The organism is Candidatus Buchananbacteria bacterium CG10_big_fil_rev_8_21_14_0_10_42_9, assembly GCA_002773845.1.
Taxonomy (GTDB): domain Bacteria; phylum Patescibacteriota; class Patescibacteriia; order Buchananbacterales; family 21-14-0-10-42-9; genus 21-14-0-10-42-9.
This window is the reverse complement of the sequence record PEZZ01000002.1, coordinates 35,780-47,204: the sequence shown is the minus strand read 5'-3', so window position 1 is coordinate 47,204 and position 11,425 is coordinate 35,780. Positions and strand designations below refer to the sequence as shown.

Annotated in this window: 13 protein-coding genes; all 13 read right to left on the bottom strand. The window is 39.9% G+C overall.

Annotated elements, in window-relative coordinates; all coding sequences use genetic code 11:
- Nucleotides 1–1,239: hypothetical protein (locus COT81_00430; protein ID PIS05615.1), on the bottom strand; the 1,239-nt coding region annotated here is incomplete at its 3' end.
- 126 nt (nt 1,240–1,365) lie between these two features.
- Entirely contained in the window at nt 1,366–1,620 is a 255-nt protein-coding gene (locus COT81_00425) for a hypothetical protein (protein PIS05614.1), read from the bottom strand.
- Between the two features lie 9 nt (nt 1,621–1,629).
- Nucleotides 1,630–1,821 (bottom strand): hypothetical protein, encoded by a 192-nt coding sequence (locus COT81_00420; GenBank protein ID PIS05613.1) that lies wholly within the window; start codon nt 1,819–1,821, stop codon nt 1,630–1,632.
- A 3-nt stretch (nt 1,822–1,824) separates the two neighbouring features.
- Nucleotides 1,825–2,298 (bottom strand): hypothetical protein, encoded by a 474-nt coding sequence (locus COT81_00415; protein ID PIS05612.1) that lies wholly within the window; start codon nt 2,296–2,298, stop codon nt 1,825–1,827.
- A gap of 38 nt (nt 2,299–2,336) precedes the next feature.
- Nucleotides 2,337–2,810 carry a hypothetical protein gene (locus COT81_00410; protein ID PIS05611.1) on the bottom strand — a complete coding sequence of 158 codons (474 nt, stop codon included), beginning with the start codon at nt 2,808–2,810 and terminating at the stop codon, nt 2,337–2,339.
- A gap of 3 nt (nt 2,811–2,813) precedes the next feature.
- Complete coding sequence (locus COT81_00405; GenBank protein ID PIS05610.1) at nt 2,814–3,770, bottom strand: UDP-N-acetylenolpyruvoylglucosamine reductase; 957 nt, start codon at nt 3,768–3,770, stop codon at nt 2,814–2,816.
- Complete coding sequence (murC, locus tag COT81_00400) at nt 3,770–5,158, bottom strand: UDP-N-acetylmuramate--L-alanine ligase (GenBank protein PIS05609.1); 1,389 nt, start codon at nt 5,156–5,158, stop codon at nt 3,770–3,772. Before murC ends, COT81_00405 begins: the two co-directional genes overlap by 1 nt.
- Nucleotides 5,151–6,035, bottom strand: coding sequence for a hypothetical protein (locus tag COT81_00395; GenBank protein ID PIS05608.1), 885 nt, complete (start codon nt 6,033–6,035; stop codon nt 5,151–5,153). The genes murC and COT81_00395 overlap by 8 nt, the downstream gene beginning before the upstream one ends.
- On the bottom strand, nt 6,025–7,101 hold the full coding sequence (murG, locus tag COT81_00390; GenBank protein PIS05607.1) for an undecaprenyldiphospho-muramoylpentapeptide beta-N-acetylglucosaminyltransferase: 1,077 nt from the start codon (nt 7,099–7,101) through the stop codon (nt 6,025–6,027). Before murG ends, COT81_00395 begins: the two co-directional genes overlap by 11 nt.
- Before the next feature lie 3 nt (nt 7,102–7,104).
- A complete protein-coding gene (locus COT81_00385) occupies nt 7,105–8,244 on the bottom strand; it encodes a stage V sporulation protein E (protein ID PIS05606.1) in 1,140 nt (379 codons plus the stop codon).
- Nucleotides 8,245–8,246: 2 nt separating this feature from the next.
- On the bottom strand, nt 8,247–9,644 hold the full coding sequence (gene murD / locus COT81_00380) for a UDP-N-acetylmuramoyl-L-alanine--D-glutamate ligase (GenBank protein PIS05605.1): 1,398 nt from the start codon (nt 9,642–9,644) through the stop codon (nt 8,247–8,249).
- Complete coding sequence (locus tag COT81_00375; GenBank protein ID PIS05604.1) at nt 9,631–10,323, bottom strand: peptidoglycan editing factor PgeF; 693 nt, start codon at nt 10,321–10,323, stop codon at nt 9,631–9,633. Before COT81_00375 ends, murD begins: the two co-directional genes overlap by 14 nt.
- Nucleotides 10,323–11,363, bottom strand: coding sequence for a phospho-N-acetylmuramoyl-pentapeptide-transferase (mraY, locus tag COT81_00370; GenBank protein PIS05603.1), 1,041 nt, complete (start codon nt 11,361–11,363; stop codon nt 10,323–10,325). Before mraY ends, COT81_00375 begins: the two co-directional genes overlap by 1 nt.
- Nucleotides 11,364–11,425: the final 62 nt, after the last annotated feature.

The following is an 11,425-nucleotide window of genomic DNA, read 5'->3' as shown; positions in this document are numbered from 1 at the left end:
CAATATTTTTACGAGCCACAATAACCGTTTACAATAATACCAAACTTCTTCGTCTTCTAGGCCTTTATACACGGCTTTTTTTTGAAGCTCATTTTTAACGTATGTATCGGGCGGGATATAAATTGTTTTCTTTTCAATTTTAAACGGTTCCTTAACTGCTAGATCTGAGGGTTCAACTTGATAAAAATTCTCTTGGATGGCGCGCAGGGCGACTTGGATTAAAACCGAAACAGCAAACATAATGTGCGGATGATTAATATCCATCCCCCGCTGCTCTAAAGTGCCATGCTGATTAATACGTAATGGCGACCAGTTAGTTTCTAAAATCGATTTGTAATATGAGTTAAATTCACTTTCTTTAGTGCCGCTTTCAGTTAACAATTTTTTCCACTCTTCATAACGACGGTTAGAAAGGTTAATTAAATCTGTGCCAGTGTGAGCGTATGGAGGTAAGACTCCGAATATTGGATGATTCGCATAAATCCCGTTAGGAAAATCTAGAGAATCGTCGCCATGCATAATTAAAGTTCGCGCGCCCTTCCCGACTAACTTACCTTGCAAAAAAGGCGAAGACTGCATAAAAGTAATCAGCGCTGGGTCAGCCGCAATTAAAAAATTATAAGCATTAACTAAGCTGTCCTTATTTTTGGAAGTGACAAGACGTTTTACTTTCAATTTTTTAGCATCAAACACACCTTTAGGTAACGCATAGTGACAATGAAAACCGTTTGTCCGGGCCATTTGAGCATACCGGCTTTTACCTAGGGCTCTTTGATAGGCATTGTATTTAGTCGGGTCTTTTCTGATCTGTGGCATAAACTTACCCGGATACGTACCCAGCGGACATATAACCATACCTTCTTCTTCGGCGGTAAACAAAAGTAATTTTAAATTTTGGACTAACGCATCAAGAGTATTAACTGATTCCACGTCGGGATAACAGCCAACCTCAATTTGATTATGGTCAATCTCTTTAACGATAAATGAACTAGGATTTCGCTTTTTTTCGTCAATCTTTTTTAATAGATAATCAGCTTCGTGGATAACTTGCCCTTTTTTGTTCAACAAAAAAAACTCGGCCTCATAGCCGAGGGTTGAGCGCTTGAGTGGCGTTTTCTTTCTGGATGGTTTTTTCTTGCTGGTAACGGTTTTTTTTACCGCTTCTTTAAGAGTGCTTTTAGTACTTTTTCGCTTTTTTGAAATCTTCGCCTTTAGCTTAAATTGCGAATTGTCGGCCATATATGGAGTTATTTTTAAGATACAAAAGCCATTATACCAAAGTTTGCTTTGTAGTCAACCATTGACTAATAACAGGCAAAAAATTATTTTTTTGTGTCAAATTTTTTATCCACATAACAATAAAAATTATTTCTTACTTTTATCGATTATATCCAGAATTGCTTCAAACTTTTGGGCAACGGCTTCGGCGTAATCATAAATATCATCATGGGAATTGCGAGTATTAGCTATTCTTAAAGCCTCATCAAGCCCTTTCTGAAAAATTAATGCTATCTTCGATGACTCTTTTGTTGAAAGACGCTCATGCACACATTCCTGAAGCGCCTCCTCGGCTGAGGCAAAATATTCTCCTAAGCGTAAAGCTGTTGCTCGCAATGCCAATGGCTCGTTTTATACCGATTCAAAAATAAAATCAATCCCCTGTTCAACTAAAACTGCAAGGTCTAACTTTTTAGGTTCGAATTCAAATTGACTGCGTGGGTCGTCCGTAAATTCTCCGGCAATTGTAACATCATTTAAATCACGGCCTTCGTCAATACTTCCGCCGTCGCTGCCGGGTTTTTCAAAATTGTTTCTGTCCATATTTTATATTGAAAGTAGTCTAGATTTTATTAAATTGAGAATGTCAATATGGGCTTTTAATGCGGAGGCAGGTGATGAGCCATCTTCATACTTCAAAAGATCTCTTTCAAAATCAGTTATGGCACCGTCAATAACTTTTAATAACCGTTCTTTATCTTCTGCGGTAAGATTTTTGTCCTCACGCCTCAAAATTATCTCTTGGCGTCTTTCATTTAAAATATTAATTATTTTAACTATACAACCGCGAATATTTTCCCTCAGGCTTTCAACTATTTTTTCATCGCCCGCATGGTCAACTTCAGCATTTTCACTATCGCCTGCTTGATTAAATATTTCACGATACGGCTCCACTAGCCAAATCAAGCCTTGAATGCTGTTTTCTTCAAGCTCCGGATTATCTGCTCCTGAAATCATAAAACCAGGCGGGAGATTTTGCTTGTTTTCTTCCTCAGGATGATACCCTGATCGCTCAGGCATATTAATATTTACACTTAGGCTTTTTTTATCAAGTATAATTATATGAGATTGACATTAGAGTAAATCGTATCAAACAGATTCTTTATTTGGACTAAGTCATCATGAAGGCTAGATTTACCTGAAAATTCCAAGATTCGCGCCGTTAGCTTATCTGAAGCCTTTTGGGCCATATCTGATAAATTAGTTTTTTCTTCAAGGCTTAATAACTCGCCTTGCCCAGTCTCAACTTGCTCCAACATCGCTTCAAGAGTCAAAACGCAATCCTTTAAGGTATCTTTAAAATCGATATTCTCTATATCACCATCATCGAAGTAGATTTCGAGATCTTCTAAAAATAATTCTACCAACTCAGCCGCCTCTTCCCGTTTAGATTTTTGCAAACCTTCAACAAGCGGATGGTCTACACCTAAAGCCATAAGCTCAGTCGTCGGAAATTCATCTCCAGTTTTTATTGGAACATGGCGTGCGTCCGGACTGTCAGCGCCAATTTCGGGTGATCTTTTTTCTGGCATATATTAAAATCCGACTAATTGTATTTCTTCTTGCAGCTGCACGCCGGTTTTATCTCTGACTTGCTGTTTTAAAAAGCTTAACAGCATGACCACGTCTTTGGCGGTGGCGTTACCGGTATTCACAATAATATTTCCGTGTTTTGGCGATAATTGTGCGCCGCCAATCGTTTTTCCCTTAAGGCCTAATTTTTCTATTAGGTAGCCGGCTGGCAATTTACCAAATTTGGTAGCTTCGTCGTATTCAGCGTCTGTTATATCCAAGCCTTTTTTTATTTTTTTTGGATCAACTACCTCGTGTAACTCTAAATTTTTAAAAATGCACCCGGCGTTAGGTTCAATCTCGGGCAATTTAGCATTTCTAGTTTTTCTAATATCTGCCACTTTAGCTTTAACTTGTGCGGCATCGCCTTTAGCTAATTTTAATTCAGCTTCTAAAATTATATAATCGTTATGTTTAAAAATACTTTCGCGATAATCAAATTTGCACTCGTCATTAGACATTTCTAAAATTTTTTGACCATTAAAAACTTTGACCTTAACAACCGCTTGGGAAATGCTTCCGCCATAGGCGCCGGCATTTCCGCGGACAGCCCCTCCGACAGTACCATAAATTCCAGCCATAAATTCTAACCCGGTTAACCCGGCGTCCGCCACTGCGTCAACTAAGTTGTCGATACCAGCGCCCGCGCCGGCAATCACCGTTTCACCATTAACATCAATGTCATGATTTTTCAATTTTACCACCAAACCATTAAAGCCTTCGTCGGCAATTAAAATGTTACTGCCGCCGGCTAAAATAAAAATCGGTATCTTTTGGGCACGCGCTTCGTTTAAAACTTTTATCAACTTATCAAAATTATCAGTTTCCAAAAAATATTTAGCCGGTCCGCCAATTCGATAATTAGTCATATCCGCTAAACGGATATTTTGCTTGACTGATGATATGTCTTCAAAAGGCATTAAAACATCTTAATTAGTTTATAAATGTCACCCGCCCCCATAGTTACCACCACGTCACCGGCCTTAACATTAGCGCGTAAATATTGAGTGGTTTGCTCTAAGTTTCCAGTATATTCAACTTTTTGTCCAGTGCGTAAAATTGCCCGGGCTAAAGACGGGGCTTTAAACTTTAAATTTTTTTCACGGGCTGATTCAAAGATGTCTGTGACTAAAACTTTATCCGAGTAAAAAAAAGCTTTGGCAAATTTAGGTAATAAGGCTTTAGTGCGCGAAATAGTGTGTGATTGAAAAACACACCATATGAAACGATCATAATATTTTTGCTGAATCGCGCGCAAAGTGGCTCTTATTTCAGTTGGGTGGTGGCCGTAATCATCAACAAAAATAATTTTTTTCTTATACTGTACTTGGAACCTCCTCTCTACTCCTTTAAACTGCCTTAACAGCCGCTTAATTTTGACTTCAGGTATGCGACAAAGCTTGCAGACTACAATGCAAGCTAAGGCATTTAAAACATTATGCTCACCCATTAATGAAATCTCGTACCGGCCAATCTTCTTTCCCGACAGTAACACATCAAAGCTTGTAACATGGCCATTGTAGTCCAAATCATAAGCTTTCCACCTAGCATCTCGCGAATACCCATACGATTCAATATCTTGACGCCCCTTAACTAAACTTCTTACCGCCGGGCTGTCTAGGCAAGCCACAATTTTCCCTTTGTTTTTCTTAGTCTGATTGATCAATTGGGCGAACATTTTTTTAACCGCGCCGATATCTTTATATACATCCACATGCTCCCACTCAATACCTGAAATAATAGTAATATCCGATTGTAGATCTAAAAACTTAGCCACTTTTTCTTTTTGGCTTTTGACATATTCATCAGCCTCTACAATAAAATAATCACCAGTGTCCCAGGCGGCCGGCGTCGTTAGACCGATTACACCGGCCGCGCCGATTAAGTAACTGGGCTGGCGCTGAGACTTATTAAAAATGTAGCTTAGCCAGGCGGTTATAGTGGTTTTGCCGTGCATTCCAGACACTGCGATCGTCTTTTTGCTTTTACTCAATATACCCCGTAGTTCAGAATCAAGTAAAATTGGTATTTTCTTTTTTTGCGCGTATAATGTTTCCAAATTTTTTTGGCTAAATGATGTGCCGACGACAACCAAATCCGGATTAAAAGTATCGATATTTATAGGATCAAACTTTTTATTGAACTTAATGTTATTTTTTTTAAGCAATTTATCAGTTACAAAGACGTCACCAGTGTCAGAACCGCTGACAATAAATTTTCGCTGTTTTAAAATAATGGCTAATCCGGCCATAGCCACTCCTTTAATCCCTATAAAATAAACTCGTCTAACTTTTTTAAAATCAATCATTTAAATTAAGGTCTCTTTTAATTTGAGGCATCTTAGCCTCTGCGGCCATGCGGCCGTGTTGATAAAGTTCCCTTATTTTCCTGATATCCCAACGTTGGACATAATTCACGCTCGGCTTAATTATGACATTAGCTTTATAATTCTCCAAATACCCGTTAGTGTATGAATCTACAAACATCTGCATATTTCTTATAATGCCTTGTAAAAAATGCATATGTTCTTCCCACTGGATAATTTCTTCAGCGGTTACGTCTTCCCGTTCCCGCTTGAGTCGCTTGACATATTTTTTCAAATACGACAAAGCCCTAATGGTGTAACCGATTTTATTGCCGACATCAACGGCAATGACGTAATTTGCCCCATGCGCGTAAAGCGGCTTGGTTGGCACTTGGTTATAAACGGCACCGTCAACCAAATAATCGCCTTGATGGTTGGTGACCGAAAAAATTCCAGGCGTAACCAAACAAGCCATCATCGCATCAAGGACGCTTCCGGAATTTAAAAAAACTTCTTTCTTTCGCGTTAGGCTAGCGGCGGCTAAAAATAATGGAATATCTGTTTCAGCAAATGTTTTACCCAAAATAAACTTTTTATAAAATTCTTTTATCCGCTCGCCTTTAAGCAAACCCTTGCGGCTCAGCTGGGGCTCAAATACCACCTCCAGCCATTCCTTACCTGAGGCAGACAACAAATAATCACGCAATTCATCGTGATTACCGCAACTATAAACCGAAGCCACAATACCGCCAGCGCTGCAGCCTGAAATCATGTCAATTGGCACTCCATTCTCGAGTAAAACATCAATCACGCCAAAATGACTAATGCCCTTGATGAAGCCTCCACTTAAAGCTAAACCAATTTTTTTATTAATTGACATGACTTATGGTTTTATAGACTAAATCTATCATTTTAGAATTAGGATTGGACGGCAGTATTTTGCCAATATTTAAGGACAAATTCTCTCGTAACGCGGCATCTTCGATAACTGATTTAAGCGCCGTGACTAAACTGGCTGGACTCAAATTTTTCTCGGCTAAAACTTTAGCTGCATTATTCTTTTGGAGTTCTTGGGCATTGAGCTCTTGATGGCTGTCGGGCATGGGAATTAAAACTAAAGGCTTTTTTAATATAGCGGCTTCGGTAATAGTTGACATGCCGGCGCGGGAAACCACAACATCAGCGGCGGCTAAAGCTTTAGGAAATTCTTGAACTAATAATTCATACGGATAATAATTCTGATAACTACCATCACTGCGGCCGCGTCCCCGTCCGGTCAAATGTATAATTTGTGAAAATTTAGTTAGGTTCGGCAAGCTATCGTAGACCGCTTGATTAATCGTGGACGCGCCGGTACCGCCGCCCAAAATCAACACTACCGGTAAATCATGGGTTAGATGAAAATACTTTTTTGACGCTTCAAATTCAACTTGAAAAAATTCTTGCCTGACTGGGTTTCCAATTATCTCAATCTTATCCTTAAATTTTTTAATTTCATTTATTGACGCCTCAAAAGTAACAGAAATTCTAGTTGCTTTTTTGGCCATTAATTTATTAGCTAACCCGACCTGCTTGTCTTGCTGGTGGATTAAACTTGGGACTTTTTTCGCGTGCGCGGCCCAAACTACCGGTACGGCCACAAAGCCGCCAGCCGAAATAACTATGTCAGGTTTAAAATTTTTAATTATTTTACGTGACTGAATATAACCCCAAAGCACCTTAAAAGGGTCAATAACATTTCGCCAAGAAAAATAACGCCGCAATTTGCCGGTGCTAATAGCGCGATAATTGATGCCATAGCTTTCGACCACCTCTTGTTCTGGACCCGACGTTGTGCCAAGCCAAAGCGCCTGTAGGCTTGACTCGCGAAGTTGCAGTTCCTGCCACAGTGCGATAAGCGGGTTAACTGATCCTAGGGTGCCGCCTCCGGCAAAAAGTACTTTCATGGCTTAAGAATTTTTAATAATATTGGCCAACAACCCAAAAGCGGCAAGCTCGGTCATTAAGGCTGTTCCGCCTTGGCTGATAAACGGCAAGGGTATGCCAGTCAATGGGGCCAAGCTTAACATAGCGGCTATATTTATAAAAGACTGCACTGTCCACCATGAAATAATTCCCACTACTATTAACTTAGCAAATTGATCTTTATTTTCTTGGGCTAATTTTAAACCTTTAATCATTAGAAATGACAAAAGCATAATTAAACCGGCTGAAGCTATGAAACCTAATTCCTCGGCAATGATAGCAAAAATGGAATCGCCTATGACTTCTGGCAGATATGAAAACTTTTGGATAGAGTTGCCAAAGCCTTGCCCTAATAATCCTCCTGAACCAACCGCCAATTGAGCTTGTAAAATGTGATACCCAGCACCTTGCGGGTCAGCGCCAGGATTTAAAAAAGTTAAAAAGCGATTAATGCGGTATGGTGCGGCGGCAATTAAAACCCCAAATAACAGAACGGATAAACCACCAAGCCATATTAGATGAGTTAATCTAGCACCGCCAATAAAAAACATAATCAATGCGATAAAAGCAAAAATCGTCATGGTACCAAAGTCTGGCTGTAATATTATCAAACTCAAAACCATGGCAATATAAAACAAAAATGGCACTAACCCGCCACCAATACTTTTGATAACTTTTTCTTCCCGAATCGAAAGCCAAGCTGAGAACCAAATTAAAAATGTTAACTTAGCAATCTCTGAAGGCTGGAAAGTAATCCCACCCAAACTAACCCAGCTATTGGCCGAACCGATGCCGGCAGAGAAAAAACTAATTAAAGGCATTACCAAAAGTGCGATAGTTAAAACCAATAAACCAAAGCGATACTGCATCCAAATACGATACGGAATTTTATATAAAATATAACCAATAATAATACCGGGAATCACGCCAAAATAAATTTGGCGTTTGAAAAAAAAGTAAGTGTCGTTATACTCCCGGAAACCTTGAATACTAGAAGCTGAGGACAGCATCACCAACCCAAATAAAACCAAAATTGAAACCACTATAAAATATGGCTTGACTGGGTTGTGCCCCTTAACCCTGGTTGGCTTCTTGGCCTGAGTGATGCGTCTTTTTTGTGACATACTTATAAACTTTTAACCGTCCCAACGAATTGTCGGCCGCGATCAAATTCATTTGTGAATAAGCCAAAGGAAGCGCACGCGGGAGATAACAAAACAATATCGCCGGGCTTGGCGTAAGCCATAGCGTTTTTTAGCGCTGACTGCATTGAGGTTTGATTTGTTTTAATCGGGGAATTCATTTTAACTCTCTTTAAAGCCTGCCGCAATTTAGTTCCCCCTTCTCCCTGAAATAACACTACGGCTTTAGCAAATTTTTTAATTTCTTTTGCTAAGTTAGTAAAATTTAATTTTTTATCTGAACCGCCGGCAATTAAAATTATTTTCCTCGTTCTTCCGCCCAAGGCTCTCAAAGCTAAAATCGTCGCCTCTGGCGAAGATGCCGCAGAATCATTATAAAATTTTACGCCGTCTTTATCTCCAATAAACTCTAAGCGATGCGGCACGCCCTTGAAAGTTTTAATCCCGCGGCGAATACTATAAGGGCTCACATTTAATATCCTCGCGGCCGCCATGGCGGCTAAATAATTAGCGAGCATCAATTGCCAACCTGAGGGCATAATTTTTAGACTGAGTAAATTAGACTCACGGCCGTCTAATCTAAGCTTAACATTCCCGGATTTTATAAAAATTGCATTTTGGTCTGGCAAAAATTTTCGGGATAGCCAAATGCGTTTACCCAAAACTAGCTTACCTAGTTGCCTGGAGTCGTTATTATCGTAATTTATCAAAGCCATGTCTTTTTTAGACTGCCAAGCTAAAATGTGAGCTTTCGCTTTTTTGTAAGCTGAGTAGCTGGCATATCGATTCAAATGTTCAGGAAACAAATTGGTAATAATTGCGATGTGCGGACTTTGCTTATGTTCATGCATGTCTTCCAAATGCCAAGAGGATAGTTCTAAGACCACAAAATCGGCCTGGCGCGCAGAATAGTAATTATCAAACATGGCGGAAGTGCCAATGTTGCCGGCGACTAATGTTTTGTACCCATGCTTTTTTAAAATATTTCCCAAAAGTGAGGCCGTAGTTGACTTCCCCCGAGTGCCAGTGATGCCAATAATTTTCGCCGAATTAATTAGAGAAAAGAAAAGTGATGCCTCGTTATGGACAACCGCGCCGCTTTTTTTAGCTAAAGCTAAATATTTTGAATTGTTGGGTACAGCCGGATTTCTTATAACCATTTCACAATTTACAAAATCGGCATTTCGATGTCGCCCTAAAATTAATTTAATATTTTTGTATTTTTTTAGTTTATCTAAAGACTCCTTAAGTTCACTTTTGCTCTTCAAATCAGTTACGGTTAAATCTGCCCCCCTTTCAGCGAGCCAACGAGTTACCGCTAAGCCCCCGCCATGAAGACCAAGGCCCATCACTGTAATTTTTTTATTTTTAAAACGTTTCATATAATCCGATTAATGCCAGCATAGATTGTATTGGGTTAGTTTTGTCACGTCTAAAAGAGTGTAAATTTGGGTGACAATGGGTGCAAATATCACTCACCTCAATTGAATGAGTCGGCACGCCAGCTTCAATTAAATTAAACCGAGCAAAGCTTTTTAAATCGGCAAAATGCGACCTTTGGTTACTGCGTAAAAAAGCGCTCGGTAAAGTTTTAGCCACCGCTTCCCCAACCTGGTAGTGACAAGCTTCGATTCCCGGACCAATAAAAACAACTAAACTGGCCGGATTAACGTCACAAGCCTGCCGAAAAGCATTGACCATCGTCTGCAAAATACCCCGAATTAAGCCTTTTCGACCCGCATGGGCAATGCCGCAAACTTTTTTAATCGGGTCGTAAAAATAAACCGGCAAGCAATCAGCCACCGAAACGCCCAAAAATAAACTAGGCATCTGAGTAATTAATCCGTCAACATTGGCAATCTTGGGTGATGATATGCCGTTAACAATTTTTACATTACTGCCGTGAACAGTGCCGGCTAAAACGACGCGGCTTTTTGGAACTCTTCTCTTTTTAAAGTAATAAGTTTCATTTATGATGTTTTTTTTAAAATCACCATCAGCTCGAGTTGATAAACTATAGTGCAAATTTTGATAAGTAGATAGGAACGATGAATTCAACATCACAACTTATCAATTAAAAATATTATTAAACCAGCCACTGCGGCCACCCCGCTAACCACCCAAAAACGCATCACAATTTTTGGCTCCGGCCAGCCCATGGCTTCAAAATGATGATGAATTGGTGTTGAGCGAAAAATTTTTTTACCCAATAACTTTTTACTTGTTAGTTGGATAATTACTGATCCGGATTCTGCGACAAATAGTAAACCAATAATAGGCAATAACAAAGCAGCGTTAGTCAGCATGGCAATAATACCTAAAGTCACACCCAAAGACATCGAGCCTGTGTCGCCCATAAAAAACCTAGCCGGATTGATGTTAAACCATAGAAAAGCTAAAAGGGCCCCGACGATAACAGCGCAGAGGGTCGCTAAATCGTAGCGCTCTTGGACAAAGGCGATCGCGCCGTAGGCGGCAAAGGCGGTTAGTAGCGTACCGCCAGCCAATCCATCGAGCCCATCAATTTCATTAACGGAAAAACCAGTTGCCACAATTACAAAAATAAAAAACGGGATATACCACCAGCCAATCTCAAAATTGCCAAAAAAAGGCACGTGAATAATGCTCCAATCTAGTTTGAAGAAAAACCAATACGCTCCGACTAATGCAATCAGCCCGTAAATTAGCAAGCGATGGCGCACTCTCAATCCGCCCCTTTCCTGGCGGGTAGCGCGGACATCAATCAAGTCATCGGCTAAGCCAACTAACGCTGCGGCCACCATTGCGCCAAGCGGCAATAAAGTCTCTGAACGTGAAAAATAATTTAAATGCGTAAACACGCCGCCAATAAATTGGTCTAAAAAAACGACTAGCCCGGTAATAACTAAAACCGTTACCCAAATTAAAATCCCGCCCATCGTTGGCGTACCCGCCTTTTTAGCATGCAGACTATAAAAGATAGGCGCGTTAGGGGCATTTCTAATACTTTTGCCAAGCTTATACTTATATAAGTAATGGGTTAATATGGGGGTCCACAAAATCGCTACCACGAAAGCCAGCGTAGTTAAACTAAATATTTTAACTACTAAAAAATTGTCCATAGTATTTGTATATCATAATGCTAAACGATAACAACAATAGGGCGTGCCAACACAATGTAAAG

Excerpts from the sequence above, each read along its gene's own strand:
- COT81_00395 (PIS05608.1), bottom strand. The coding sequence starts at position 6,035 with ATGTCAATTAATAAAAAAATTGGTTTAGCTTTAAGTGGAGGCTTCATC.
- COT81_00385 (PIS05606.1), bottom strand. The coding sequence starts at position 8,244 with ATGTCACAAAAAAGACGCATCACTCAGGCCAAGAAGCCAACCAGGGTT.
- COT81_00415 (PIS05612.1), bottom strand. The coding sequence starts at position 2,298 with ATGCCTGAGCGATCAGGGTATCATCCTGAGGAAGAAAACAAGCAAAAT.
- murG (PIS05607.1), bottom strand. The coding sequence starts at position 7,101 with ATGAAAGTACTTTTTGCCGGAGGCGGCACCCTAGGATCAGTTAACCCG.
- COT81_00420 (PIS05613.1), bottom strand. The coding sequence starts at position 1,821 with ATGGACAGAAACAATTTTGAAAAACCCGGCAGCGACGGCGGAAGTATT.
- COT81_00405 (PIS05610.1), bottom strand. The coding sequence starts at position 3,770 with ATGCCTTTTGAAGACATATCATCAGTCAAGCAAAATATCCGTTTAGCG.
- COT81_00375 (PIS05604.1), bottom strand. The coding sequence starts at position 10,323 with ATGTTGAATTCATCGTTCCTATCTACTTATCAAAATTTGCACTATAGT.
- murD (PIS05605.1), bottom strand. The coding sequence starts at position 9,644 with ATGAAACGTTTTAAAAATAAAAAAATTACAGTGATGGGCCTTGGTCTT.
- COT81_00410 (PIS05611.1), bottom strand. The coding sequence starts at position 2,810 with ATGCCAGAAAAAAGATCACCCGAAATTGGCGCTGACAGTCCGGACGCA.
- murC (PIS05609.1), bottom strand. The coding sequence starts at position 5,158 with ATGATTGATTTTAAAAAAGTTAGACGAGTTTATTTTATAGGGATTAAA.
- mraY (PIS05603.1), bottom strand. The coding sequence starts at position 11,363 with ATGGACAATTTTTTAGTAGTTAAAATATTTAGTTTAACTACGCTGGCT.